This is a genomic window from Marivibrio sp. (assembly GCF_040218065.1).
Taxonomy (GTDB): domain Bacteria; phylum Pseudomonadota; class Alphaproteobacteria; order UBA8366; family Aestuariispiraceae; genus Marivibrio.
In genome coordinates this window covers 1-24,863 of record NZ_JAVJQE010000005.1, presented here as the reverse complement: position 1 = coordinate 24,863, position 24,863 = coordinate 1, and the positions used below count along the sequence as shown (strand labels likewise).

Here is a 24,863-nt window from a genome sequence, read left to right as displayed (position 1 = left end):
CTCATCCCAAGGCGTTGACGCTTTTGACGCAGAGGATAGGCGCGCGCCTGTTAACGCCCCCTTAACGGGCGCGGGTTTTCCGATGCAACCTCTATAAAATGCACGATAATAGCGGCGCGCCGGTCGCGCCCGCCGGCGTCTGGCCGGAGGGCCGCGACGGGTCTATTCGGCGACCGGCTCAGGCTCCGCAGAGATCTTGGCGAGGTCGAGCGTCACACGCATGACGCCCGGATCCTCCAGGTTCTCTTTCAACCGGAAGCCGAGATCGCGGCACATGTCGAGCATGGCCCGATTTTCCTTGAGCACGTCCCCGGTGAGCCGGCCGATCCCCGCCTGGCGCGCGTACTCGATCAGCCGGCGCATCAGCGCGTAGCCGAGGCCGCGGCCCTTCATGTCGCGGCGCAGCAGGATGGCGTATTCCGCCTCCGTCAGGTCGGCGTCCGCGAAAAGCCGGGCGACGCCAGCGATGTGCTCGTGCTCCGGCGCGCGCTCGCAGACCGAGTCCGCCGTCTCGGCCGGGCCGTCGGGTTCCGGGACGACGGCGGCGAACGCCATCTCGCGGGCGTAGTCGATCTGCGACAGGCGGGCGGCGAGCTGATCCGGCAAGCGCTTCATCGGATGCAGGAAGCGCAGCCGGATGTCCTCCGGATCGCTGCGGTCGACCAGCTCTTTCAGGTTCTCCTTGTCCTCCGGGCGCACCGGACGGACCTGGATGGGCGAGCCGTCCCGCAGAGAGAGCGTCCCCTCTTGCTCGCGCGGATAGGGGCGGATGGCGAGCCGGGCGTGCGGCGGGCGCGACTCCGCGGCCACCTTGATCCGCGCGTCCAGCGCGACGACGCCCTCGGCGTCGGCGATCAGCGGGTTGATGTCGAGCTCCTTCACCTCCGCGAAATCGATGGCGAGCTGGCCGACCCGGATCAGCGTGTGGCGCAGGGCGGCCAGATCCGCCGCCGGCTCGGCGCGATAGCCCTTCAGCAGGCGGTAGACGTCGGTCTCCTCAATCAGGCTTTCAGCCAGCACGTCGTTCAAGGGCGGCAGGCCGGTGGCGGTGTCGCCGACGACCTCCACTTCCTTGCCGCCCTTGCCGAACAGAATCACGGGGCCGAACTGCGGGTCCTCGTTGACGCCGACGATCAGCTCGTGCGCGCCGGGCCGGCGCACCATCTCCTGAACCGTGACGCCCTCGATGTCGGCGTCGGGATAGTCGCGGCGCAGACGCGTCAGCATCTGCTCGGCCGCCTCGCGCACCTGCTCGGGCGTCTCGAGGTTCAGGACCACGCCGCCGACGTCGGATTTGTGCGTGATGTCCTTCGACAGCACCTTGACCGCAACCAGATCGCCCATCTTGAAGCCGCGCGCGACGATGTAGGCGGCCTCGGCGTCGGGCGCGGTGTAGGTGCGCGCGATCGGCACGCCGTAGGCGTCGAGGATCGATTTCGCCTCGGCCTCCGAAAGCCACGCGCGCTCCTCGGCCAGGGCCCGATCGATGATCTTGCGCACAGCCGCCCGGTCCGGCTCGGCGCCGAGGCGGTCGGTGGTCGGCGGGGCCTGCATCAACATGGCCTGGTTGCGGTTGTAGCGGACCACATGCATGAAGGCGCGCACCGCCTCCTCGGCCGTGTTGTAGGTCGGGATTCTCTTTCGGATGAAGAGCTTGCGCGCCTTTTGCGCGGCGTTGTCGCCGAGCCAGGCGGTCAGCACCGGCTTGTGCTGGCGCGGCAGCGCGCCGACGATCGCCTCCGCCGCCTCGCTGGAATCCGCGATCGCGGTCGGACAATTGACCACCAGCACCGCGTCCGCGCCCGGGTCGCCCAGCAAGGCCTGCAGCGCGGCCGTGTAGCGCGCGCCCGGCGCGTCGCCGATGATGTCGACCGGGTTGCCCTTGCTCCAGGTCGCAGGCAGGCAGCCGTTCAGAGTCTCGATCGTCTCGTCGCTGAGGCGGGCGAGACGGCCGCCGCGTTGCATCAGCGCGTCGGTGGCCAGCACGCCGATGCCGCCGCCGTTGGTCAGGATCGCCAGCCGATCGTCGATCCCGGCGTTGAGCCGGCGCAGCTCGGACGACAGCGTCTGCACCGCGTCGAACAGCTCCTGCATGTCGAAGACCCGCAGCATGCCCGCGCGGCGGAAGGCGGCGTCGTAGACCGAGTCGGCGCCGGCCAACGCGCCGGTGTGGCTGCTGGCGGCCGCCGCGCCCTCGGCGAAGCGCCCGGCCTTGATGACGACGACCGGCTTGGTGCGCGCGGCGGCCCGCGCGGCGGACATGAACTTCCGCGCGTCGCCGATCGCCTCGATATAGAGCAGGATGGCGCGCACGTCCGGGTCGGTCGTCAGGTAATTCAGCATGTCGCCGAAATCGACGTCGATTTTGTCGCCCAGACTGACCAGATGGGAAAAGCCGATGCCGCGGCTGGCCGCCCAGTCGCTCACCGCCGTCAGCATCGCGCCCGACTGGCTGACGAAGGCGAGGTCGCCCGGCGGCGGGCAGACGTGGGAGAAGCTGGCGTTGATGCCGACGCCGGGCACCATCAGGCCCAGGACGTTCGGCCCCAGAATGCGCATCGGGCCGGCCGCCTCCTCCAGCGCCTTGCGGCGCTGCGCGCCGACGGCGTCGCCGCCTTCGCCGAAACCGGCGGTGATGACGCAGACGGCTCGGGTTCCGCGCGCGCGAAGCTCGGCGACAGCCCCGGCGACGGCGTCGGCGGGCGTCGCGACGATCGCGAGGTCGGGCGCATCCGGCAGGCTGGCGATGTCCGGCCAGGCGTAGACGCCGCCGATCGAGCGGTGCTTCGGGTTGACCGGCATGATCGGGCCGTCGAATCCGCCGTCCATCAGGTTGCGCGCCAACACCGCGCCAACCGATCCAGGCCGGTTCGACGCCCCGATCAGCGCGATGGATTTCGGATGGAAAAAGGTGTCCAGGTCGCGGACCGACATCGTCACAGCACCTCCCGAAGCGCCTCCCGATACGCTTGGGTCGTTTCCTCTCCGAAACAGCAGAATGTCACTTTTGTGACGTTTTTCAGCGCGTCGCTTGCCGCGACGGTTCTGACCGCGATGCGTGCGGCGCGGTCGACGGGAAAGCCGTAGACGCCGCAACTGATCGCGGAAAAGGCGACCGTGCGGCACTCATGCCGCGCCGCCAACTCCATCGCCTGACGGTAGCATCCGGCGAGCGCCTCGTCTTCCCCCTTGTCGCCGCCCGACCAGACCGGCCCGACCGCATGAATGACGTATTGCGCCGGCAGCTCGAAGCCCGGCGTGATCCGCGCCTCGCCGGTGGGGCAGCCGCCGATCTCGCGGCAGGCCTCCAACAGCTTCGGCCCGGCGGCTCGGTGGATCGCCCCGTCGACGCCGCCGCCGCCCTTCAACTGCGTGTTGGCGGCGTTCACGATCGCGTCGACCTCCAGCGCGGTGATGTCGGCCTCGCGGAGCTCCAGCTTGTCGGCGAATTTCTCGGCCATGGTCTTCGTCTCCTGCAACGGCGGGCGTTGCGGGATAGGTGGGCGCGCGAGCGCCGATCGACAATGCGCCGCGCGGGTCAGTCCCCGTCGGCCTCGCGCGAGGCCAGGATGCGTTCAGCCGTGGCCATGGCGCGGGTCGGCCCCACGCCCTTCTCGTCGGCCAGCTTTATCGAGGCGTCGATCATCCGCGCCGCCTCGTCCGGGCCGCCCCAACGGGCCACCTTGGCCCATTTGTCCTTCTCCAGGTCCTTATAATGCGTGAAGAAGTGGGCGATCTGGTCGAGCAGGATCTTCGGCAGATCGCGATAGCCGGTGACGTCCTCGTAATAGGGATGCAGCTTGTCATGCGGGACGGCGAGGATCTTCTCGTCCGTACCCTTCTCGTCCTCCATCAGCATAACCCCGACGGGGCGCGAGCGCACGATGCAGCCCGGCACCACCGGATTGCGGCCGACCACCATCACGTCGATCGGGTCGCCGTCGCCGCACAGCGTATGCGGGATGAAGCCGTAATTGGCCGGATAATACATCGCCGTGTGCAGGAACCGGTCGACGTAGAGCGCGCCCGAATCCTTGTCGAGCTCGTATTTCACCGGCTCGGCGCCCATCGGCACCTCGATGATGACGTTGACGTCGTGCGGCGGGTTTTCGCCGACGGCGATAAGATTGATGTTCATGGGACTGGCCCTTTTCGTCGCGGCGGGCCGGCGGCGCGCCCGGAATTGCTGCGGCGCAACATGGCGAAGCGCGCCGCCCCTCGCAAGGCGTAATCGCGTCGCGTGCCTTAATCGCCCGCGGCGGCGGCCGCTCTCTCCGGCCGCCGGCGCATGAGATAGCGCAAAAGCAGGAGCCCGGGTAGGGCCATCAGCGCCGTGGTCGCAAAAAAGACCGGCCAGCCGAGGGCTTCGGCCAGATAGCCGCTGCCGGCGGCCATCAGCGAGCGGCCTTGCGCCATCACGGAGGTGAGCAGCGCATACTGCGTCGCCGTAAAGGCCGTGTTGCATAGCGCCGAGAGATAGGCCACGAAAGCGGCCGAGCCCAAGCCGCCGGCGAAATTGTCGACCGCGATCGCGACCGTCAGCACCGAGACGTCCGGCCCGGCCAGCGCCAGCCATGTGAAGGCGAAATTGGTCAAGGCCTGCGCCGCGCCGCCGATCATCAGCGCGGGATACAGGCCGAAGCGCTTCACCAACAGGCCGCCGCCGATCACGCCGGCCACCGTCGCGCCCAGGCCGAAGACCTTGGTGACGGCGGCGATTTCAGCGCCGGAGAAGCCGATGTCGACGTAGAAGGGGTTCGCCATCGCCCCGCCGATCGCATCGCCGAACTTGTACAGAAGCGCGAAGACCAGGATCGCCAGCGCGTCGCGGCGGGTCAGGAACTCGCGGAAGGGGTCGACGACGGCGCGGGTCAGTTCGGCCTGCAGATCGCGCTTGGGGCGCTGCATCACCTCCGCGGCGTGCGCGCTCTTCGGTTCCGGCGCGATCAACACCGCCGCCATGCCGAGGCCGACGGCCCCCGCCATCGCCGCGAAGACGACCGGCCAGCCGACGAAATCCGACAGGCCGATGGCGCCCGCGCCGGCGATCAGCCCGCCGATGCGCCAGCCCATCTGGGTGGCGGCCGCGCCGGCGCCCTGCTCCTCCTCCTCCAGCAACTCGATGCGCAGCGCGTCGATCACCACATCCTGGCTCGCACCCAGGAATCCGACGGCGCAGGCGATCGCGGCGACGATCCACGGCGCCTCGGCCGGGTCGGTAAAGCCGAGCGCGACGATGGCGCCGATCAGCGCGAGCTGAATCGGAACCGCCCAGCCGCGGCGCCGACCCAGCGCCTGGAAGAGCCGCGGCGGCGGGAGGCGATCGAGGGCCGGAGCCCAAAGAACCTTCCAGGCGTAAGGCAAGGCGACCAGACCGAACAGGCCGATCGCGCTGAGATCGACGTCGAGTCGCGCCAGCCAATAACCGAGCGTCGAGACGATCAGCACATAGGGCAGGCCGCTTGCGATCCCCATGCCGAAGATCGCGAGCACGCGGCGCTCGCCGTAGACGGCCAGCGCGTCACGCCAGCGCGAGAAGGAGGCGGGGTCGCTCATGGCCGCGGAGCATACGCGGATTCGCGCGGCGTGTTAGAGGGTTCGATGAGATGACCGGGGCGAGCCGTCTTGGGGGGCGCCCCGCGCAAGCGGGGCGCCCTCAGAATTTCGCGGCGGCGGCGGCGTCCCGGCCGAAGAGCCGGGACAACCGGAGTCCGAGCGACGCGCCGTCACCGGTTGGCCCGGCTCAAGGCCGGGTCGACGCGGTATCGGCCGGCGTTTCAAACCCGCTTCTCCGGCGAACGCCGCCTTCAAAAGAATCCGCCGCCGCCGTGCCGCCGGTCCGTCGCCTCACCCGCAGCAGTTGCCCGGCAGGCTGTGGGCGGCGTGGCCGGAATGGTCGCAACACCCGCCCTTCCACCACTCCGCCCCGCGGCCGTGGCAGTATTTTCCGTCGGCCTCGACCATCTGCATGAAGAGCGGATGATAGTCGCGGCAGATCTCGAGCTCCTGCTTGACCCACTTCAGCGGGTCCTTTGCGTAATGCTCGACATAGTCGCCCTTCATGTTGAGGCCGGGCACGGCGGGGTTCCAGCTTTCGTCCAGCCACAGGTCGGCGTCGCCGTACTTCTCGGCGATCTTCCGGATCTCGGGGTCGTCGAGCGCCTTCAGGCGGCCGTCCTCGATCACCGGCTCGTCGCCGCCGGCGTGGCTTGCGATATAGGTCGGGAAATAGAGGTGCAGGTGCCAGTGGCCGACCAGATGGCCCATGCGCGCCGCGCGGCGTTCGTCCATCGAGGAGATGATGGTCCCGAAGCCCATATGAATGACGCCCGAACGCACCCGCTCGTAGAGGCAGTTGACGAAGCCCGACGGGAAGTCCTTTCGCGGGCGGTGGATGTGCGGGTTGGTGCCGATTGAGGCCTCCCACCAATACATCAGCCCTTTGCCGGGGAAGCCGGGATACTCGATGTCCTTGGTGCGCTCCATCACGTCGCGCAGCTTGTCGCCGAAGGCGCCGCCGGCGTTGATCTGGGTGATCTTGGAGCCCTCGACCGTCAACTGGGTCCAATCGCACGGCGCGATGTGGTTGGTGGTGCCGGCGATGATTCCCTCGCCGTCCTCCTTGCCCTTCAGATAGATCCAGGGCCGGCCGGTGATGTGGCCGGGCAAGTAGGTGGCGCCGAACTTTTCGTTTCCGGCCCAGGTCTGGGCGACGATGTCGCGGTTGTAGCCCTCGCGCTTCTGATCCCAATAGCCGTCATGGTTGGTGAAGGAGATGTCGGTTCCCTCGGGGTCGGTGATCCGCACGCGCTGGGCCGAGCGCACCCGGTCCCAGGTCCAAAGATCGATCGCCGTCAGCAGCTCCGCCGGCATCGTGTGGGCGGGCGAGGCCAGGATTTCCGGCGTGATGAAGGGCATGCGCTGAATCTTGACGTCGGTGTCCTTCAGAACCGGCCCGCCGTAGCCCATCAGGATTTTCTCGAACTCCTGGGATTTCGCGATGCGGTCCCATTCGTCCATCCATTCCGCCAGCTCCTTGGTGCGGAACAGATAGTAGTCGACCTCGTCCGCCCCGACCCACTGCTTCACCGGGCCGCGGTCGATGTATTTGATGGTGTAGTCGACCTTGTACTTCTCGAAGATCTTCTTGCAGGCCTCGACGACCATCTCGCTGTGCCAGTTGTCGACGCGCAGCAGCACCTTCTCTCCCGGCTTCAGATCCCAGCAGGCGTTGAGGCCGTGATTGTAGGGGCGCGTCGCCACATGCTCGAGATAGGGGAGCAGCTGATCCGAATGGGTCACCTCGACGAAGGGCGGGCAACGCGGCGGCCGGCTCTGCTTCAGGGGCGGCGCCTCGAACCGAGGCATTTCGCCGACTTTGGGGCGCTGCGGCGCGTCGTAGGGCATCGGATCCTCCCAGGATTTCGCTCGATCGGCGCGCGTCGGCTGCGGCTTTCCCTTGCCGAAACGCGTGATTGCATACAATCTTGGCCGCGCGACCCGGACGGAGCAAGTGAAACCGCCGAACGTCCGTAGTTTTGCATGCAAAAAGGATCCGGCGCGATGACCCGGCAGTTGGACGAGGCCAAGGCGGATCTGCGGCGCGGCATCTATGACGGCGCCTTCGCCGCCGGCCGGCCCTTGCGCGAACAGCAGGTGGCCGAGCGGCTCGGCGTCAGCCGGACGTTGGCGCGCCTGGCCATGGCGGAGCTTGAGACCGACGGCCTGCTGGTCCGCGCGCCCAACCGCGGCGTCACCGTGCGCGCCTTCTCGCCCGAAGAGGTGCGCGACGCGATCCGCGTGCGCGGTGAAATCGAAGGCGTCGCCGCACGCTTCGCCGCCGAGCGCGGCCTTGACGCCGAAGATCGCGCGCGCTTCCAAGACGCGATGGCCAAGGGCGAGGCCTTGTTGGACCGCGACCTGGCGGACGCCGCGGCGCGCAAGGCGTGGGTCGCGATGAACGCGGCCTTCCACGCCGCCGTTCTGCAGGCGGCGCGCAACGAGGCGCTGGAGGCCGCCTATCAGCGCGTCGCGGCCATGCCGCTCGCCTCGCCCGACGCGATCCTGTTCGACGCGGACGATCTGACGGCGACGCGCCGGGCGCTCAGCCTCGCCCACTGCGATCACCAGCGGGCGCTGACCGCGATCGAGGCCCGCGAGGGCGAACGCGCCGGCTGGCTGATGCGCGAACACGCCCGCCGAAGCGCCGAGAACAAACTGCATCTGCTGAGCGAGCGCAGCGGCTACCGGCGGCTCAGCGCGCTGCCCGGCGGCAAGCTGGTGCGCCCGGCCTTCGGGTGAGGGCCGCTCCGCGCGCCGAGCGGAGCGCGGCCAGGCGGTCTCTCAGCGACCCATCCCCCGTCTTTTCGGCCGATGGAATCCGGGCTATGACGGGCGCATGGGCGAGGGACCGCTTTTCCGATACCGAACGATGGTCGCCGAGGGCGCACTCGAAGCGGAGTCCGTCCAGGAGTTGGCGGCCGAGAAGCTGCAGAGCCTGCACAACGCGCTCAAAGGGTACGCCCCGCAGAAGGGCGGCGGCGGGCTGAAGGCGCGCCTCGGCCTGGCGCGCCGACGCCAGGAGCCCCCGCAGGGCCTCTATCTCTACGGCGGCGTCGGGCGCGGCAAATCGATGCTGATGGATCTCTTCTTCGAGGAGGCCCCGGTCGCGCGCAAGCGGCGCACCCATTTCCACGAATTCATGCTGGAGGTGCACGAGGCGCTGCACGCGCGCCGCAAGGCCGGCGGCGGCAAGTCGGACGATCCGCTGCCCAAGATCGCCGCGGACATCGCGGGCGAGACCTGGCTGCTCTGTTTCGACGAATTCTTCGTCACCGACATCGCCGACGCGATGATCCTGGCGCGGCTCTTCGGCGCCTTGTTCGAGGAAGGGGTGGTGGTCGTCGCCACCTCCAACTGGCCGCCCGACGATCTCTACAAGGACGGTCTTCAGCGCGAGCGGTTCCTGCCTTTCGTCGACTTGCTGAAAAGCCGTCTCGACGTCCTGCACCTGTCCTCGGCGACCGACTATCGGATGCTGAGGCTCAAGACCATCAAGACCTATTACGCGCCGCTCGGCCCCGCCTCGACCAAGGCGTTGGAGAAGGCTTTCGCAGACCTGACCGAAGGCGCGCGGGCGCAGGCGCACGACGTCGTCGTGCGCGGGCGCACGGTGCGGCTGCCCAAGGCCGCCCGCGGCGTCGCCTTCGCAAGCTTCGCCGAGCTGTGTGAAAAGCCGCGCGGGGCGGAGGATTATCTGGCGCTCGCGAGGGACTTCCACACCATCGTCCTGGACGGCGTGCCGCGGCTCGTCGCCGACCGGCGCAACGAGGCCAAGCGCTTCATGACGCTGATCGACGCGCTGTACGAACATCGCTGCAACTTGATCATGGCCGCCGACGCCGACCCGCCCGACCTCTACCGTGAGGGAACCCACGCCTTCGAGTTCGAGCGCACCGTCTCGCGCCTTCATGAGATGCAGTCGCGCGACTACCGCGCCCTGCCCCATCGGATCCTGGAGCGCGAGGACGGCGGCGGGCCCGAAGGGGGCGGCGGCGGGCCCGAAGCGCGCGGCGCCGATTCCGCCGATTGACCGCAGCGCCCGCGCGCCGTATCTAAGCGGCGTCAGCCGTGCGGGCGTGGCGGAATTGGTAGACGCGCTGGACTCAAAATCCAGTTCTGGCGACAGAGTGTCGGTTCGAGTCCGACCGCCCGCACCACGCTTTCTCCCGATCGACCGCCCCGTCAAGCGCCGCGCCGCCCTCCCGGACCAGACGCGCTTCCGCCCGCCCCCCCAAATGGGGGGCGCGCGTCAGGCGCTGCGACGGTATCGATCGCCCGTCGGTTAAATGAACGGGAGGCGCGACATGGGCGGCGAGACTTTGTTGGACGAGTGCATCGTGGATCAGATGGCCTCCCTAATGCCCGGGGCGGCCGGCGACGAGTTTCGGGGAACGCTGCGCCACGCGACGGAGCGGCTGGTGTCGGATCTGGAGCGCGACGCGCTCTCCGCGCAGTCGTTGAGCTTCGCGCTGCACAGCCTGCGCGGCATGTGCGCCAATGTGGGCTTGCGCGCGGTCTCAGAACGCGCCGGCGCGCTGCAGTTGGCGGCGCTGGAAGAGCGGCTGCCCGCGGATGCGGCGGACGAGTTGCGCCGATTGATCGGCGCCTCGCTCGACGCGTTGGAGGCGCGGCTGGGCGAAATCGCCCGCAAGGCGGCCGCCTGAGCGGCCTGTGCGCCGAGCGCCGAAGTTTCGCGGCGCCGGCGCCGAATCGTCATCTTTCGATCTGTTGACCCCGTCGTTCAGGCGCCAATTTGGCGAGGCGGACGAAGCTCAATCGAAAGGAGGACGACATGATCCGCACCGCCGATCGGAAACAGACCGCCCCCGCCCAATTGGTCGCCGGCTTCGCAGCCGGCCTCGCGGCGCTCGGTCTCGTCGCCGGCGCCGCAGGGGCGGCTGACTCGACCGCGACATCGACCGTCGTCGACCTGGAAGGCTGGGACGCGACGGCCGTGCAGGACGACTGGCGCGGGGCCGTGATGTTGGGCAACGACGTCTTTACGCCTGACGGCGCCGAAGTCGGCGACATCGAGGAAATCCAGGTCGACCGGGACGGCTTCGTCAGCGGCGCGATCGTCGAGACCGACGGCGCGATCGCCGACTACCCGAAATACTTCTTCGCCGATCTGGGCGACATCCGCTTCAACGACGTCGACGAGACCGCGACGCTCACCATGAGCCTTGCGGACGTGCGCGCTATCGAAAAGGTCGACCGGCCCGAACGGGTCGACGTCGAGATGCACTACAAGGTCTCCGACCTCCTCGACATGCAGGTCGCGACCGAGAGCGACGGTCATTACGGCGAAGTGGTGGACGTTCTGTTCGACGGGCCGGCCGGCGCGCTGTCGGCCTTCGTGATCGAATCGGACGGGCGCGCTGGACGACGCTTCGCCTTGCCGAACGAGGCGGATTGGGTGCTCTATGACGAGCGCCGCATCCAGGCCCCCTATAGCGCCGACGAACTCGGCCGGGTCGAGACCTATGAGCCGGCGGCCTCTTAAAGGCTAGAGGCGGGGCCGCGAGGCGGGCTCAGCCCGTCTCGCGCGCGCTCGCCACGATCAACTCCGCAAAATCGGACAGGAAGACGGACCCTTTGACCGTCCTTTGGATCAGGACCGACCGTCGGTCCTGATCGTCCTGTTTTCGGCGCACCAACCCCAGCTCCGAGAGGCGATCGAGCGCGCGCGTGACGGCCGGCTTGGCGATGTTGAGGCTCTCCGAGAGACCGCGCACCGTATGCGGCGGGTCGGCGAGATAGACCGTCATCAAGACCGCGCTTTGCCGCGCGGAGAGATCGGGGCCGTCCCGGCGCACGCTTTCGCTGACCGCGCCGCGCCAGAGCGCCAGCGCCTGGGAGGGGGAGATCTCGATGCTCATGACCGGGTCGTTCAGCCTTCACGTCAAAGCGGTTTTCGTTTCGGAACCGAATTGAGACTAGGGCGCTTTATGCGCGCTGGCAATGCGCCGGCGCCGGCGGCGCGCCCGGTCCGGCGAGGGGCGCCGGCCGGCTCAGCCGTAGCGACGCCGCAGCATCTCGAAGACGGCGCGCGGGCTTTGCGCTTCGCCGCCTTCGGGACGACCGGGCTTGGTCTTGGCGTTCCAGGCCATGACGTCGATGTGGAACCAAGGCACTCCCGGCTCGACGAAGCGGCGCAGGAAAAGGCCCGCCGTGATCGCGCCGCCGTATCCGCCGGGCGGCGCGTTGTTGAGGTCGGCCACCTTGCTGTCGAGCTGGCTGTCGTAGGCGTCGACCAACGGCAGCCGCCAGAGCGGATCGGCCACAGCCTCGCCGGCGTCGGCGAGATCCCGGGCGAGCGCGTCGTCGTCGGTGAAGAGGGCCGGCACCTCCGTCCCCAACGCGATGCGCGCCGCGCCGGTCAGCGTCGCGAAATCCATCAGCAGATCCGGCGTCTCCTCGCAGGCGAGCGCCAGCGCGTCGGCCAATACAAGGCGCCCCTCCGCGTCGGTGTTGCCGATCTCCACCGTCAGCCCCTTGCGCGAGGACAGCACGTCGAGCGGGCGGAAGGCGTCGCCGGAGACCGAATTCTCCACCGCCGGGATCAGCACTCGCAACCGCACCTTCAGCTTCGCCGCCATAACCATATGGGCGACGGCCAGGGCTTGCGCCGCCCCGCCCATGTCCTTCTTCATCATCAGCATGGCGCCCGACGGCTTCAGGTCGAGCCCGCCGGTGTCGAAGCACACGCCCTTGCCGACGATCGTCAGCTTCGGGTCGGACGCCTTGCCCCAGGTCAGGTCGATCAAGCGCGGCTTGCGGCTCGACGCGCGGCCGACCGCATGGATCATCGGGAAGTTCTCTTGCAGCAGATCGTCGCCGACCACGGTCTTGCACTGGCCCTTGAACTTGCGCGCCAGCGCCCGGGCGGCCGTCGCCAACTCGCCCGGCCCCATGTCGCCGGCGGGCGTGTTGATCAGGTCGCGGGCCAGATAGACGGCCTCGACCGCAGCCGACGCCGCCGCCTTGTCCGCGCCGGTCGGCCAGACCAGCGTGCGCGCGCCCTCATCGCGCTTCTTGTACCGCTCGAATCGATAGGCGCCCAGGCCCCAGCCGAGCGCGACGCGATCGGGGTCCGCCGCTTCCGCGCCGTCGGCCAGCGCGTAGCGTCCGGCCGGCAGGGCCGTCGCCGCGCCGCCCCAGGACCAATGGTCGTCCGGGCCGCTGACGCCGACCAGCGCGCCCGCCGGCGCGCCGGTTTCATCCGGATAGACGGACACGGCGCCGGGGGAAGCCGTGAAGCCGGTGCGCGCGACCCAGCCGGCCAAGCTCTTCGGGCCCAGTTTCACGGCCGCGTCCAACCCGTCCTTGGTCACCGGCGTGAGGGTCAGCGTCGACTTGTCCGGTCGCGCGGCGAAGCAGCTGAGGTCGGCCATGAAAGGAAGGCTCCGGGGACGGTTGGCGGGGCGCGGATCGCGCCGATGGATTTAGCGCGTCCGCGTCCGCACGTCCACCGACCGCGAGAGGCGCGGGCGCGTTCAGCTCAGCAGCCCGGCGGCTCCAGCCGACGCACCGCGGTCAGCTCCGCCTCCATGACGGCGAGGCCGAGGTCGAGCGTCATGCGTCCGGTCACGCCGTTCTCAAAGAGATCGCCGATATAGGTGTAGACCGGCGCCGAGTCCGGCTCGGCCAGCGGAAAGAAGGAGGTGACGGCGCGCAGCATGCGACCCTGCGCCAACTCGGCGTCGCCGGCGATCTCCCCCGTCGGCGCCTCTGGCGCGCCGGCGGCCAGATCGACGACCAGCATCGCCCCTTCCTCGCCGCCGTCGAACAGCCGTTGGGAGACCAGCCTCTCGCCGTCGAACAATCCGCGCATCGAGACCAGCGCCCCGCTCACCGGGAACTGCACCCCCGCCGGCAGGTCGAGGGTGAGGCCGCGCGGGCGCTCGAACTCGACGACGCCGCCGGTCGCGCTGCGGCGCGCGTCGCCGCGGGTTTCGCTGAAAAGTCGGCCGTTGATCTCCTGACGCTGACGAAAGGCGAGCGTTCCGCCGGCGCCGTCGTCTGCGATCGTCTCGTCGTACCGGCTGCGATTGGCGATCCGCATCTCGCCCTGGTCCTCGGTTTCGATCGCCGCCTGCAGGTCGGTGTCGAGGCGCCAGCCCGCGCAGGTCTTCGCGATGCGGACGAGGAACACCCCGCCTGCAGAGCCCGTGTTGGCGCCTTTGATCTCCAACAGCGAGAGATCGTAGCGCGCCTCATGCGGCGTCAGATCCGCCGCCCGGGCGCCGGCGACCGGCGGGGCGAGGCAGAGCAGGAGCGCGAGCGAGCCGGCGAGCGCAAAGGCGACGACCGGGGCGCGGGGAAAGGCCAAGTCGATCATGGCGGCACCATAGCCCATGGCGCGCCGCTTGTCGGCCCCGTCCGTTGCGACCTTTCGCCCGTTGATTATCGGCGCAAAAGTTGGTCAAATTGACAGACGTCGGCGTGAGATCGGCTGGACAGTGGGGTGGGACCCGAGATGCAGGAAAAGCGGCTGGACATCCACAATTCCGACACGCCCGCCTTGTGTCGGGCGTGCGAGGCGCGTCACAACGGCATTTGCGGCGCGCTGCGGCCGGACGAACTGCTTAGGCTCAGCCGCCACACCACGACGCGCACCTTCCCGGCCGGCGCCCAGTTGATCGGGGAAGAGGAGCCGGTCGAAACCTACGCCAACGTGCTGCGCGGGGTCGTGAAGCTCACGAAGATGATGGCGGACGGTCGCCAACAGATCGTCGGGCTGCAGTTCGCCCCCGATTTCGTCGGCCGTCCCTTCCAGGACGCGAGCCGGGTCGGCGCGGAGGCCGCCTCGGACGTGACGTTGTGCATTTTTCCCAAGGGCTCGCTCGACGCGATGTTGAAGGAGCAGCCGGGGATGGAGCACCGCCTGCTTCGTCAATCGCTGAACGAGTTGGACGAAGCGCGGGAATGGATGCTGACGCTGGGCCGAAAGACCGCCGAGGAAAAGGTGGCGAGCTTCCTCTACATGATCGCCTGCCATATCGACCCCTCCAACGACGTCGCCGAGTCCAATCGGGCGCAGTTCGATCTGCCGCTGACCCGCGCCGACATCGCCGATTTCCTCGGCCTGACGATCGAGACGGTCAGTCGCCAGTTGACCAAGCTGCGCAAGTCCGGCGCGCTCGAGATCGAAGCCAACCGCCGACTGACGATTCCCGACATGGCGACGCTGAAGGAAATATCGGGGAGTTGATCGCGGGACCCGACGGCTCGCGACGGCGAAACGCTCTCCATCCTTTAAAGCCATCCTGCAAAACCTCGTCGCCGCGGCGCGGGGACCGACGTCGGAGACCCGGTGTCACGCGACCCGCGGGCGCGCAAGCCTCACCGCCTCAGGCGGGGGCTCCGCTGTTGCAAAAGGCGGGTCTGTCGGTTTCACAGGACGACCGGCGCGGGGAGCCGCGATCGTTTCCAGCGCCCCAAGCCGCCGATTCGGGGGCGCCCGAGCGCGCTCAGACCTTCTTCCAAAGCTCCGCGGCGAGCGCGCGGATCTCCTTGGCGGCCTGGCTCGAGGATTTATGCTCCTCGGCGCTCAGGCCGCGCTCCATCGCCTCCGCGAAGGCCACGCGCGCGCCCAGCGTCGCTTTGGCGAGCGCCACCTCGTAGTCGGCGAGCTTTTCCATCATCCGATCGGTGAGCAGCGCCCGGGGCGGCACCCGATTGAGCGCCAGGATCGCAGCGCGCTTTTCCTTCGCCGCCATCTCAAGCGTCGGCCGCGTGGCCCACACATCGAGCGGACTGGGCTGCGTCGGAATCACCACCAGATCGGCCGCGCGCACGGCCACGCGCGCGTCCGTCTCGGCGTGCGGCGGGCTGTCGACGACGACGACGTCGTACTCGCGGGCGAGCGCCTCGATCGTCTTCGCCGCCCGCCAGCCGGTGACGTTCTCAAAAGCGAGGCCGCCGGCCGCGTCGCCCAGCGTCTCCCGGCGCATTTCGAACCAGGCCGCGAGACTCGACTGCGGGTCGATGTCGACCAGCGCCGTTCGCTTCTTCTTGCGCAGCCAGGCGACCGCCAGGTGGGCCGCAAGCGTCGATTTGCCCGCGCCCCCCTTTTGCTGCGCCACGGTGAAGATCTTCGCCGCCATCGCGTCTGCGCTCCCGCCTTTGTCCGACGGGCGATACTCTCGCAGGGGTTCGGGTTTTTCGCAACTGCGAGATGGGCGCGGCGGCGCTTGCGCGCGCGCGTCGGGCTCGGCATAACCCGAAGCCGTCATGACCCGCACGCTCCCCCTCGCCGACCCCGGCGCGATTTCGGAGGCCGCGCGCCTGCTGCGCGCCGGCGGCCTGGTCGCCTTTCCGACCGAAACCGTGTACGGCCTGGGGGCGATCGCGACCGACGAGACGGCGGTCGCCGGCATCTTCGAGGCGAAGGGGCGCCCGCGCTTCAATCCATTGATCGTGCACCTCCCGGAGCGCGCGCGCGTCGACGAGATCGCCGAGATAACGCCGGACGCGGCGCGTCTCGCCGACGCCTTCTGGCCCGGACCGCTCACCCTGGTGCTGCCGCGAAAGGCGGGGGCCGACCTGTCGCTGCTCGCCAGCGCCGGGCTGCCGACGATCGCCGTGCGGGTTCCCGCGCACGAGGGCGCGCGCGCCTTGCTGGAGGCCGTGGACGCGCCGGTCGCCGCGCCCAGCGCCAACGCCTCGGGACGGCTGAGCCCGTCCACCGCGGCGCATGTGGCGGCCTCGCTCCGCGATCGGGTGGATCTGATCCTGGACGGCGGGCCGTGCGCGGTCGGGTTGGAGAGCGCCATTGTCGATGCAAGCGGCGCGCGTCCGGCGCTGCTCCGCCCCGGCGGCGTCGCGGCGGAGGAGATCGAGGCGGCCTTGGGACGCCCCCTTCTCCGAGCCGACGAAAGCGGCGCAGACGCCGGCTCGCCGAAGGCGCCGGGCATGTTGGCGAGCCATTACGCGCCCGGCCTGCCGATTCGGCTCGACGCGCGCGCGCCGCGGCCCGGCGAAGCGTTCCTGGCGTTCGGGGCCGACGCGCCGGCTGCGGCGGCGGCGAACCTCAGCCCCACCGGCGACCTGCGCGAAGCGGCGGCGACCCTGTTCGCCTTGCTGCACGAGCTGGACGATCCGACGCGCTATGCGGGGATCGCGGCGGCCCAGATCCCGGAGGTCGGCCTGGGCCGCGCGATCAACGACCGCCTGCGCCGCGCCGCCGCGCCGCGGGGCTAAGGCGGCGCCGGCTCATGAACCGGCGAGCCGCCGCACGGCCTCGACGAGGCGCGCGTCGAGCGCCGCGCGTGCGGCGCGGTGCCAAGCGCGGGCGGCGGCTTCGGCCGCGTCGGGCGGATCGGCGGCGAGGCGATCATAGGCTGCGCGCGCCTTGAAATCCGAGACGTACGCGGCGAACGCGTACATTTCCTCGTCCCGCCCCAGAACATAACCCGCCAGGCCGACGCCGTAGTGCATCGTTCCGGTTTTCGCCCAGAGACGTACGGCCGTTTCCGGATGGTCATATCGCTCGGCGAGCGCGCCTGCCCAACCGCCCGGGGTCAGCAACGCCGGCAACGGCCGCTCCGCCGGATCGGGTCCGAGCGGCCGCGCGTACGCGTACGCCAGAAGCGCGACCATCTGGCGCGGCGTGATCCGCGCTTCGGCGCTGAGGCCGGAGTGGTTCGGCAACAGAAATCCCGACCAGTCGACATGCGGCAGACGCGCGCGCAGATGCTGCGCCGTTCCCGCCGCCGCGGCCCGCAGCGAGGTCGGGCTTTCACCGCGCGCCCTGGCCGCGGCGAGGCCGAGAAGTTCGGCGGCCGGGTTGCTGCTGCTCTCCAACACGCTCTGCACGACGGCGTCGCGCCGGGCGCTTTCGACCCGGGCCAGCTCCACCGGACAGGCCGCGCCGCCGGCGGCGGCCAACCCGCCCCGCCGCGGCGCCGGCAGCGCCGCGCCCAACGGCGCCGCCATCATCCGGAACAGCCGGGCGGCGGACAGGGCCGGGTCCGCCACCGGCAGCCAGACCTCGCCCTCCGCTTGGCGACGGTCTTTCGCGGCGGCGGCGGCGGCGCGACGATCGCCCGATCGGGTCCCGCCGAGGTCCGGGACGAACCAGCTGCGCCCGTCCGCGCGCCACTCCAGGCGATGCGCGCCCTCAGCCGCCATCAGGCCGCTGATCGGCGGATTGTAGGCGGCGTCCGCCGGTTGCGCCGGCGCGATGGCGGGCAGGTTCGGAACGACGCCTGGATCGGCGAGATACGGACCGTCGACGGCGCGCAAGCCGGCGGCGCGCGCCCGAGCGGCGAGCGTGAGCCAGTCGTCCAGATCCGCCGTCGGGTCGCCGCCGCCGACTAACGCGAGGCCGCCCGCGACCACGCCCGCCTCGTCCGGCGGGGAGAGCGCGCACAGACGGGTGACAAAGCGATGACCGGGCGCCAGCGCGTCGCGCGCGACGATCGCCGTCGCCAGCTTGATCGTAGAGGCCGGAATGCTGGGCGCGTCCGGGCGGCGGGCGGCCGTCGCGACGCCGTCCGACAGCCGCACCATGAACAGGGCCGGCGCATCGGCGGCGATCTGCGGCTCGGCGCTTCCCAGGGCGACGCCGCCCTCCGCCGCGCCGTCGCCCGGGCGGGGCGGCTCAAGGCTGCACCCGACCAGCAAGGCGGCGAGCGCACAGGCGGCGAGCGGGCGAACGCGGCGGTCTGCTCTCATGACGGCGAGCCTAGCCGTACGGCCGGGCGGCGAAAAGCCGCATCCCGGCCCTCGCGCCCGGCGCGGACGCTTGCGATGCGCGGTGTGTCGGTCTACCTAATCGCGTGCGACCGAGCGCTTTCGCAAGCTGTTGGAAAGGAGCGTCGCGCCGATGCCGTCCGAGACTTTGACGCCCGCCGAAACGCCCGCCGCGCCGCCCGAGGCGGTTGACGCGGCTCTCGCGCGCATCCGCGAGAGCCTGGACGAGCGCGGCTGGGTCGACGATCCCAAGGAGCTTGAGCCCTGGCTGGTCGACAGCCGCGGACTCTATCACGGGAAGTGCCTGGGCATGGCGCGCCCGAAGTCGACCGAGGAGGTCGCCGCCGTCATGCAGGCCGCCTACGCCGGCGGCGTGCCGATCGTTCCTCAGGGCGGCAACACCGGCCGCGTCGCGGGCGCGACGCCGGACGGGTCGGGCCGGATGCTGCTGATCAACTTGGCGCGGATGAACAAGGTCCGTTCGATCGATCCCGCCAACGACACCATGACGGTCGAGGCCGGCTGCATCCTGAAGACGCTGCAGGAGACCGCCGACAAGGAGGATCGCCTGTTCCCGCTCAGCCTCGGCGCGGAGGGCACCTGCCAGATCGGCGGCAACCTCTCCTCCAACGCCGGCGGCATCAACGTACTGCGCTACGGCAACGCCCGGGATCTGGTGCTCGGCCTCGAAGTGGTGCTGCCGGACGGGCGCGTCTGGAACGGCATGACGGCGTTGCGCAAGAACAACACCGGTTACGATCTGAAGCATCTCTTCATGGGCTCGGAGGGTACGCTCGGAATCATCACGGCCGCCGTGCTCAAGCTCTTCCCGAAGCCGAAGACGCGCGCGACCGCGTTGGTCGCCCTCAGCGATCTGGACGCCGCCCTCACCCTGCTGGCCGACGCCAAGGCGGCGGGCGCCGGGGCGCTGACCAGCTTCGAGCTGATGCCCGGCTTCGCGTTGGACTGGGCGGAGCGGCTGGTCGACGGCGCGCGCCGGCCCTTCGAGGAGACCTACGACTGGACTGTGCTGCTGGAGTTCGCCGGCGAGGCAGCGGTCGAGGACGCGATGCAGAATTTGCTGGAAGGCGCCTTCGAGGCGGAACAAGTGATCGACGCCGTGATCGCCCAATCGGAGGATCAGCGCGGCCAGCTCTGGTTCCTGCGCGAGGCGATCGTCGACGCGCAGAACCGTGAGGGCGCGCAGATCAAGCACGACGTCTCCGTGCCGGTCAGCGCGGTGCCGCGCTTCATCCGCGAGGCGGCCGACGCGGTCGAGGCCGCGCTGCCCGGGACGCGCCCCTATCCTTTCGGCCATGTCGGCGACGGCAACATCCACTATAATCTGAGCCAGCCGAAGGATATGGACGCGGACGCGTTCCGCGCCAAAGCGCCGGCGCTGCACCGCGCCGTCCACGACGTGGTCGCGCGCCTCGACGGCTCGATCAGCGCCGAACACGGCGTCGGCCGGGTTAAGCGCGGCGAGTTGGCGCGCTACAAGGACCCGATCGAACTGGATATCATGCGAGGGTTGAAACGCTCTCTGGACCCGAAGGGTCTTATGAATCCCGGCGCGCTGCTGCCGGATGTCGACCGATAAGACGCCGAGAACCGGTTCCAGACCGTGAGACCGGACTCGGCCCGCCGCGGGACGTCGCTCCCCGGCGCGCAGGACATGAGGGGTTGGAACGCCGATGTACACCGCACCGATCGCCGATATGCGCTTCGTGCTGAACGATCTGGGGATGCTGGGTCAAGTCCAGGCGCTGCCGGGGGGCGAGGACGCCTCGAGCGACCTGGTCGACGCCGTGCTGGAGGAGGCCGGCAAGCTCGCCCGCGACGTGCTGGCGCCGACTAACTGGGACGGCGACCGCGAGGGCGCCAAGCTCGAGAACGGCGTGGTGCGCACGCCCAAGGGCTTCCGCGACGCCTATAAGGCCTATGTCGAGGGCGGCTGGAACGCCGTTCCGTTCCAGCCCGAACACGGCGGCCAGGGGCTGCCCTGGACGGTGGCCTCTGCGGTGCAGGAGATGTGGCAGTCGGCCAACATGGCCTGGGCCTTGTGCCCGCTGTTGAACCAGGGCGCGGTCGAAGCCCTGCAGGCCCACGGCAGCCCGGAGCAGCAGTCGGTCTACCTGCCCAAGATGATTTCCGGCGAGTGGTCGGGCACGATGAACCTGACCGAGCCGCAGGCGGGCTCCGACCTGTCCCAGGTGAAGACCCGGGCCGCGCGCGAGGGCGATCATTACCGCATCCGCGGCCAGAAGATCTACATCACCTACGGCGAGCACGACATGGCCGAGAACATCGTCCATCTGGTCCTCGCCCGCTGCGAGGACGCGCCGGCCGGCGTGAAGGGCATCTCGCTCTTCATCGTGCCGAAGTTCCTCCCCGACGAGACCGGCGCGCCGGGCGCGCGCAACGATCTGCGCTGCGTCTCGCTGGAGCACAAGCTCGGCATCAACGGCAGCCCGACCTGCGTCATGGCCTACGGCGACGACGAGGGCGCGATCGGCTATCTGGTCGGCGAGGAGAACCGCGGCCTGGAATATATGTTCACCATGATGAACAACGCGCGCCTCAACGTCGGACTGCAAGGCCTCGCGATCTCGGAACGCGCCTATCAGCAGGCGCGCTCCTACGCCCTCGACCGCCGCCAGGGCCGCGGGCCCGACGGGACGCCCAACGCGCCGATCGTGAGCCACGCCGACGTCCGGCGGATGCTGATGACCATGCGCAGCACGGTGGAGGCGATGCGCGCCCTGGTGCTCGACGCCATGGTGATGCTGGATGTCGCCCATCGCCATCCGGAGGAGGGCTACCGCGCCTTCGCCAAGCGCCGGGTCGATCTGCTGACCCCGGTCGTCAAGGGCTGGTGCACCGACATGGGCGTCGAGCTCAGCTCGATCGGCCTGCAGGTGCACGGCGGTATGGGCTTCATCGAGGAGACCGGCGCCGCCCAGCATTATCGCGACAGCCGCATCCTGCCGATCTACGAGGGCACCAACGGCATCCAGGCGAACGACCTGGTCGGCCGCAAGCTGATTCGCGACGGCGGCGAGGGCGTCAGCGAATATGTCGACGAGCTGCACGCGCTGATCAACCAGCTGAACGAGCGCGGCGGCGACGACATGGCCGTGATCCGTCGGCAGTTCGCCAACGCGGTCGACGCGCTCGACAACGCGACCGGCTACATCCTCGACCACGCGGCCGACGATCCGGACAAGGCGCACGGCGCCGCCGCCTATTATCTGCGGCTGTTCGGCATCGTCGCCGGCGGGGGCATGATGGTGCGCGCCGCGATCGCGGCCGAGGACAAGGTGCTGCGCGCCGACGACGGCGAAACCGGCATCGACCGGGATTTCTACGCCGCCAAGCTCGCGACCGCGCGCTTCTACGCCGAGAACGTGCTGCCGCAGGCGGCGGGTCTCTCGGTCCCGATCATGCAGGGCGGCGCGACATTGCGCGCCATCCCGGATGAGGCGCTCTAGCGCCGCGCTCTTGCTCGCCCTCGCCCTGACGCTCGCGGCGGCGTCCGGGCGCCCTGCGCTCGCGCAGGGGTCGAGCGATCGGACGGCGGTCGAGGCCGGGCGCTGCGGCTCGGTCGATCTCGTCTTCGCAATCGACAAGACCTACTCCATCGGCCGCGCCATCGGCGAGGCGAAGGCGGAGGCGCGCCGGCTGCTCGATCTTGTGGAAAAGGTTTCCGACGGCGATTTCCGCCTCGGCCTCGTCAGCTTCCGCGACTATATCGACGTCGATCTCGACCTCACCCCGCCGGGCGAGGGCGACGCCGCGGCGACCGCCTTCCGCCGCGCGCTCTTCGCCATCCGCGCGGAGGGCGGCAAGGGCGGGCCGGAGGCCTCGGACGAGGCGCTGGCGACCGCCGTCGACGGGATAGCCGCCGGCGGCGACCGCCCGCAGCAGGGCGACTTCTCCGGCGACTGGCGGGCGCGCTCGCGCATCCTGGTGCTGATCACCGACCATCTGCCCGGCGGCTTCGACGACGCCTTCCGGGCGGGGGAGGACGACGCGAACGCCCGCGCGGTCGCCTCGCGCGCGCTCGCCCGCGGGATCCGCATCTCCGCGATCTACATCCCCACCACCGGCGACCGCCCGACGCCCGATCCCCTGAAGGCGGAGATCCTGCGCAGCTACGCGCTCTTGACCGGCGGGCTCTTCCTCCAGATCGAACGCTCCGGCCAGGGCGCGGCGGAGGCCGTCGCGGAGATCATCGCCGCTTGCGGCGCGAAGACGGTGTCGTAGCACCTCACTGGGCATTCGTTTATTCGACGAATGATTTTGTTTGGATAGCGTTCTGAAATTGATCTTTCGTTTGTCTAATTAGCGAACGCAACTCGCTTGCAGATCTCCACAGATCTGGATCATCCCAGCTAATCTCCGCGCCCTCCCTTAAAGTTCGCGAGCCATGGGCAAAAGCGTTTCGGTGGGTTAGTATACGCTCATCAATTATAACCTTTTTTGTAGAAAACCAGAATGATGGCACTCCCAAATTTTTACAAATTGATTCGGCCCGAGAAGTATTGAGATTATCATCAGTCATTATAATTGCATCTTGCGCATCAGATATATCTGAAAATCTTTGTTCTCCGACCGCATTTAAATACTTAATAAATGTATCATAATTTTGATTTCCTAAGCTTGATTTCCTGTAACAGCAAAATATTATCCTAAGCCTTAACTCCTCTTTGACATCAGTCCACTTTACTATTTTTCTTTTTACACAAAAGGCGATATAATTCAGCAATAACTCTGCGCAGTACTTGAAATGACCCTCCCAATGAGAGTATGTAACAAGTATAGTTTTTTTGAGGTCAACTATATCTTTTTTTCTTAAATCGTCATAATCCATTGTTCTTAGCTCTTTTTCACGCCAAAGCCAGTCTTCTGAAATCAACTCGCATCGTTCGTCGGCGTTCATTCTATTAGGCCTCTGAGAAAAAATTTCTTCCAAACTCAAGTGTTTTTGGTAAGCGTCGAGCAGTAGATACCCCTTGGCCATATATTCCCTGAGTTCTTTCGTCGCTCCACGCGCCGCAAATTTTCTCGCGCAACCATTCGGCCCCGTATTCCTCTACCAAATCTATGTTGTAAGCGACCCCTAATGCAACCATCTCAAATGCCGAGATAAGGAAAGGCCCAACAAATCTTTTCTTATTTGGATCATATCTACGCAAACTACTGTCATCAGCCGCTTCACGCAAAATACAAAAGGTTCTGTTAAACAAGTCTCTATCTTTCTCTAAAGAAAACTCCTCCCTTGCAAACTCTAATCGCATCTGTGTTGTCAAAAATTGACCAAGATCGCCGATTTCTTTTACGTCGTCTATTGGAATCGATCTTAAAATTAGAAATCGTAGAACAATCTCAAGATCATAACGTTCCATAAGAGCCTTTTCAGGAATCGGACACGCAGTCTGGAAATCTTCATTTTTTGATAGCTCTTCAAATTCTCTGAATGCTTCTGAGTTAATCATAATTAAAATGCAGTTTCGGACCTCCTGATCGGAAAGTGGCGTTCCTCCTGTATTAACCCTCTGAAATAACTCATATTTTGCTTGGGAATCGCTGTCCCGCAAAAGAAATTTTATATCGATTTTTTCTTGTCGAAAAAACTTCTGAATTTCCGGTCCAACCGTATTCGGATTCTCTAAATCCCATACCTTATCCTTCAAAGACGGCAAATATTGCGCGGCTTCAAGTGTCAGCGGAGGCATTAATTTTTCTTCTTCATCCTTTAATTCACCCATGAACTGCAAAATTGTTGATATTCTTTGCAAGCCATCAACAACGTCCAATACACCATCATCGCGTTGAAATACAAAAATTGACGGTATCGGGATTCCAAGAAGAATTGATTCAATAAAATTGGTCTTTTGTTTAATTGTCCATCGTAAGAATCGCTGAAATTCAGGGTGAATATCAAGCTCACCATCTTTGTACAGCAAAACCAATTCTCGAATCGAGATTGGATAACTGTCTGTTTTGATGTTATTGCGGGCTTGATCAAGTTCGGTCTTAAGCGTCACGTTTTCCTCCTTTGCAGCTCAGATTAGCCTGCAAGCAATCCGCTAAAAAATCAATTCACGCCACCAAACACCCCTGCCAATCACAAATAGCAAGAGATTCGTCTACCGCTAGATCTGCGCCAACTTCTTAACGAACCCCTTGGTTCGCATCCTGCACGATGAAAGCAAATTCCTTCTATTCAAAGGCCGTCCCTCCGCGTATGTGTCCTTCAAAATGTAATTCGATTCTTTAGCACTTTTGGCCTCTTGTAAGGTGCATGGTGTGTTTGAAGGTAGGCTCAATCAAAGGAAGCCTCCAAGGCTTAAATTCCTCATCGGCCACCTCCATCTGATCCGGCTCGCCCACATGACGGCGTCTGAGATCGCCCGCCCGACGACTGCGCGCTCGCCCACGCCGACCCCGCACCGATCGCCCGCGCGCTGCGCCGCTTCCAGGCCGCCGCCGGCCTGAAAGTCGACGGGCTCGCGCGGCCCGGCGGGCCGACCGACGCCGCGCTCGACAACCGCCGCCGGCGCGTCTGGCGCTTGGCCGCGCAAGGCCGCCGGCCGGAG

The 24,863-nt window shown here is 67.4% G+C and carries 21 protein-coding genes and 1 tRNA gene; 10 read left to right on the top strand and 12 right to left on the bottom strand.

From position 1 onward, the window contains the following. Positions 1 to 162 precede the first annotated feature (162 nt). The 5 genes from RIB45_RS02420 to RIB45_RS02400 all read right to left on the bottom strand — a co-directional run bounded on the left by RIB45_RS02420 (position 163) and on the right by RIB45_RS02400 (position 7,407). Positions 163 to 2,934 carry a bifunctional acetate--CoA ligase family protein/GNAT family N-acetyltransferase gene (locus RIB45_RS02420; RefSeq protein ID WP_350048402.1) on the bottom strand — a complete coding sequence of 924 codons (2,772 nt, stop codon included), beginning with the start codon at positions 2,932 to 2,934 and terminating at the stop codon, positions 163 to 165. Positions 2,935 to 2,936: 2 nt separating this feature from the next. Continuing rightward, on the bottom strand, positions 2,937 to 3,461 hold the full coding sequence (locus RIB45_RS02415; protein ID WP_350048400.1) for an O-acetyl-ADP-ribose deacetylase: 525 nt from the start codon (positions 3,459 to 3,461) through the stop codon (positions 2,937 to 2,939). Between the two features lie 77 nt (positions 3,462 to 3,538). Continuing rightward, a complete protein-coding gene (gene ppa, locus RIB45_RS02410; protein ID WP_350048398.1) occupies positions 3,539 to 4,138 on the bottom strand; it encodes an inorganic diphosphatase in 600 nt (199 codons plus the stop codon). Between the two features lie 107 nt (positions 4,139 to 4,245). Next, positions 4,246 to 5,556, bottom strand: a complete 1,311-nt coding sequence (locus tag RIB45_RS02405; RefSeq protein WP_350048396.1) for an AmpG family muropeptide MFS transporter — start codon at positions 5,554 to 5,556, stop codon at positions 4,246 to 4,248. 291 nt (positions 5,557 to 5,847) lie between these two features. After that, positions 5,848 to 7,407, bottom strand: coding sequence for a hypothetical protein (locus RIB45_RS02400; protein ID WP_350048394.1), 1,560 nt, complete (start codon positions 7,405 to 7,407; stop codon positions 5,848 to 5,850). A gap of 156 nt (positions 7,408 to 7,563) precedes the next feature. Here RIB45_RS02400 and RIB45_RS02395 point away from each other — a divergent pair, with 156 nt between their 5' ends. From RIB45_RS02395 to RIB45_RS02375, 5 genes are all read left to right on the top strand, one after another. Next, positions 7,564 to 8,301 (top strand): GntR family transcriptional regulator, encoded by a 738-nt coding sequence (locus RIB45_RS02395; RefSeq protein WP_350048392.1) that lies wholly within the window; start codon positions 7,564 to 7,566, stop codon positions 8,299 to 8,301. 97 nt (positions 8,302 to 8,398) lie between these two features. Then, the gene (gene zapE, locus RIB45_RS02390) at positions 8,399 to 9,592 is read left to right on the top strand and encodes a cell division protein ZapE (RefSeq protein ID WP_350048390.1); all 1,194 of its coding nucleotides are present in this window, start codon (positions 8,399 to 8,401) and stop codon (positions 9,590 to 9,592) included. Between the two features lie 40 nt (positions 9,593 to 9,632). Next, positions 9,633 to 9,719, top strand: a tRNA-Leu gene (locus RIB45_RS02385). 147 nt (positions 9,720 to 9,866) lie between these two features. After that, positions 9,867 to 10,226, top strand: a complete 360-nt coding sequence (locus tag RIB45_RS02380) for an Hpt domain-containing protein (protein WP_350048388.1) — start codon at positions 9,867 to 9,869, stop codon at positions 10,224 to 10,226. A 128-nt stretch (positions 10,227 to 10,354) separates the two neighbouring features. After that, on the top strand, positions 10,355 to 11,065 hold the full coding sequence (locus tag RIB45_RS02375; RefSeq protein ID WP_350048386.1) for a PRC-barrel domain containing protein: 711 nt from the start codon (positions 10,355 to 10,357) through the stop codon (positions 11,063 to 11,065). 28 nt (positions 11,066 to 11,093) lie between these two features. On the opposite strand, the gene RIB45_RS02370 is transcribed toward RIB45_RS02375, so the two are convergent. The 3 genes from RIB45_RS02370 to RIB45_RS02360 all read right to left on the bottom strand — a co-directional run bounded on the left by RIB45_RS02370 (position 11,094) and on the right by RIB45_RS02360 (position 13,921). Then, a complete protein-coding gene (locus RIB45_RS02370; RefSeq protein WP_350048384.1) occupies positions 11,094 to 11,441 on the bottom strand; it encodes a MarR family transcriptional regulator in 348 nt (115 codons plus the stop codon). 132 nt (positions 11,442 to 11,573) lie between these two features. Continuing rightward, positions 11,574 to 12,956 carry a leucyl aminopeptidase family protein gene (locus RIB45_RS02365; protein WP_350048382.1) on the bottom strand — a complete coding sequence of 461 codons (1,383 nt, stop codon included), beginning with the start codon at positions 12,954 to 12,956 and terminating at the stop codon, positions 11,574 to 11,576. Positions 12,957 to 13,063: 107 nt separating this feature from the next. Further along, positions 13,064 to 13,921 carry an EipB family protein gene (locus tag RIB45_RS02360; protein ID WP_350048380.1) on the bottom strand — a complete coding sequence of 286 codons (858 nt, stop codon included), beginning with the start codon at positions 13,919 to 13,921 and terminating at the stop codon, positions 13,064 to 13,066. Positions 13,922 to 14,041: 120 nt separating this feature from the next. Between RIB45_RS02360 and RIB45_RS02355 the strand changes: the two genes are divergently transcribed. Continuing rightward, positions 14,042 to 14,776 (top strand): Crp/Fnr family transcriptional regulator, encoded by a 735-nt coding sequence (locus RIB45_RS02355; protein ID WP_350048378.1) that lies wholly within the window; start codon positions 14,042 to 14,044, stop codon positions 14,774 to 14,776. Between the two features lie 259 nt (positions 14,777 to 15,035). Here RIB45_RS02355 and parA read toward each other — a convergent pair whose 3' ends face one another. Next, the gene (parA, locus tag RIB45_RS02350; RefSeq protein WP_350048376.1) at positions 15,036 to 15,671 is read right to left on the bottom strand and encodes a ParA family partition ATPase; all 636 of its coding nucleotides are present in this window, start codon (positions 15,669 to 15,671) and stop codon (positions 15,036 to 15,038) included. A 127-nt stretch (positions 15,672 to 15,798) separates the two neighbouring features. Between parA and RIB45_RS02345 the strand changes: the two genes are divergently transcribed. Next, the gene (locus RIB45_RS02345) at positions 15,799 to 16,767 is read left to right on the top strand and encodes an L-threonylcarbamoyladenylate synthase (protein WP_350048374.1); all 969 of its coding nucleotides are present in this window, start codon (positions 15,799 to 15,801) and stop codon (positions 16,765 to 16,767) included. Positions 16,768 to 16,779: 12 nt separating this feature from the next. Here the strand turns inward: RIB45_RS02345 and RIB45_RS02340 are convergent, their stop codons facing one another. After that, the gene (locus tag RIB45_RS02340; protein ID WP_350048372.1) at positions 16,780 to 18,243 is read right to left on the bottom strand and encodes a D-alanyl-D-alanine carboxypeptidase; all 1,464 of its coding nucleotides are present in this window, start codon (positions 18,241 to 18,243) and stop codon (positions 16,780 to 16,782) included. Between the two features lie 151 nt (positions 18,244 to 18,394). On the opposite strand from RIB45_RS02340, the gene RIB45_RS02335 reads away from it, so the two are divergent. From RIB45_RS02335 to RIB45_RS02325, 3 genes are all read left to right on the top strand, one after another. Beyond that, positions 18,395 to 19,861: an FAD-binding oxidoreductase gene (locus tag RIB45_RS02335; RefSeq protein ID WP_350048370.1), complete on the top strand. Its 1,467-nt coding sequence runs from the start codon at positions 18,395 to 18,397 to the stop codon at positions 19,859 to 19,861. 94 nt (positions 19,862 to 19,955) lie between these two features. Then, entirely contained in the window at positions 19,956 to 21,752 is a 1,797-nt protein-coding gene (locus tag RIB45_RS02330) for an acyl-CoA dehydrogenase (RefSeq protein ID WP_350048368.1), read from the top strand. Then, a complete protein-coding gene (locus tag RIB45_RS02325) occupies positions 21,739 to 22,527 on the top strand; it encodes a vWA domain-containing protein (protein ID WP_350048366.1) in 789 nt (262 codons plus the stop codon). Before RIB45_RS02330 ends, RIB45_RS02325 begins: the two co-directional genes overlap by 14 nt. 19 nt (positions 22,528 to 22,546) lie before the next feature. Here RIB45_RS02325 and RIB45_RS02320 read toward each other — a convergent pair whose 3' ends face one another. After that, complete coding sequence (locus tag RIB45_RS02320; protein ID WP_350048364.1) at positions 22,547 to 23,203, bottom strand: MAE_28990/MAE_18760 family HEPN-like nuclease; 657 nt, start codon at positions 23,201 to 23,203, stop codon at positions 22,547 to 22,549. A 4-nt stretch (positions 23,204 to 23,207) separates the two neighbouring features. Next, positions 23,208 to 24,311 carry a GmrSD restriction endonuclease domain-containing protein gene (locus tag RIB45_RS02315; protein ID WP_350048362.1) on the bottom strand — a complete coding sequence of 368 codons (1,104 nt, stop codon included), beginning with the start codon at positions 24,309 to 24,311 and terminating at the stop codon, positions 23,208 to 23,210. Between the last annotated feature and the right edge of the window lie 552 nt (positions 24,312 to 24,863).

Bases quoted from the DNA above. Each gene is read 5' to 3' on its own strand.
- RIB45_RS02365 (WP_350048382.1), bottom strand. From the start codon at position 12,956: ATGGCCGACCTCAGCTGCTTCGCCGCGCGACCGGACAAGTCGACGCTG.
- RIB45_RS02375 (WP_350048386.1), top strand. From the start codon at position 10,355: ATGATCCGCACCGCCGATCGGAAACAGACCGCCCCCGCCCAATTGGTC.
- RIB45_RS02400 (WP_350048394.1), bottom strand. From the start codon at position 7,407: ATGCCCTACGACGCGCCGCAGCGCCCCAAAGTCGGCGAAATGCCTCGG.
- RIB45_RS02320 (WP_350048364.1), bottom strand. From the start codon at position 23,203: ATGAACGCCGACGAACGATGCGAGTTGATTTCAGAAGACTGGCTTTGG.
- RIB45_RS02360 (WP_350048380.1), bottom strand. From the start codon at position 13,921: ATGGGCTATGGTGCCGCCATGATCGACTTGGCCTTTCCCCGCGCCCCG.
- RIB45_RS02420 (WP_350048402.1), bottom strand. From the start codon at position 2,934: ATGTCGGTCCGCGACCTGGACACCTTTTTCCATCCGAAATCCATCGCG.
- RIB45_RS02355 (WP_350048378.1), top strand. From the start codon at position 14,042: ATGCAGGAAAAGCGGCTGGACATCCACAATTCCGACACGCCCGCCTTG.
- RIB45_RS02380 (WP_350048388.1), top strand. From the start codon at position 9,867: ATGGGCGGCGAGACTTTGTTGGACGAGTGCATCGTGGATCAGATGGCC.
- zapE (WP_350048390.1), top strand. From the start codon at position 8,399: ATGGGCGAGGGACCGCTTTTCCGATACCGAACGATGGTCGCCGAGGGC.
- parA (WP_350048376.1), bottom strand. From the start codon at position 15,671: ATGGCGGCGAAGATCTTCACCGTGGCGCAGCAAAAGGGGGGCGCGGGC.
- RIB45_RS02345 (WP_350048374.1), top strand. From the start codon at position 15,799: ATGACCCGCACGCTCCCCCTCGCCGACCCCGGCGCGATTTCGGAGGCC.
- RIB45_RS02370 (WP_350048384.1), bottom strand. From the start codon at position 11,441: ATGAGCATCGAGATCTCCCCCTCCCAGGCGCTGGCGCTCTGGCGCGGC.
- RIB45_RS02395 (WP_350048392.1), top strand. From the start codon at position 7,564: ATGACCCGGCAGTTGGACGAGGCCAAGGCGGATCTGCGGCGCGGCATC.
- ppa (WP_350048398.1), bottom strand. From the start codon at position 4,138: ATGAACATCAATCTTATCGCCGTCGGCGAAAACCCGCCGCACGACGTC.
- RIB45_RS02340 (WP_350048372.1), bottom strand. From the start codon at position 18,243: ATGAGAGCAGACCGCCGCGTTCGCCCGCTCGCCGCCTGTGCGCTCGCC.
- RIB45_RS02415 (WP_350048400.1), bottom strand. From the start codon at position 3,461: ATGGCCGAGAAATTCGCCGACAAGCTGGAGCTCCGCGAGGCCGACATC.
- RIB45_RS02405 (WP_350048396.1), bottom strand. From the start codon at position 5,556: ATGAGCGACCCCGCCTCCTTCTCGCGCTGGCGTGACGCGCTGGCCGTC.
- RIB45_RS02335 (WP_350048370.1), top strand. From the start codon at position 18,395: ATGCCGTCCGAGACTTTGACGCCCGCCGAAACGCCCGCCGCGCCGCCC.
- RIB45_RS02330 (WP_350048368.1), top strand. From the start codon at position 19,956: ATGTACACCGCACCGATCGCCGATATGCGCTTCGTGCTGAACGATCTG.
- RIB45_RS02325 (WP_350048366.1), top strand. From the start codon at position 21,739: ATGAGGCGCTCTAGCGCCGCGCTCTTGCTCGCCCTCGCCCTGACGCTC.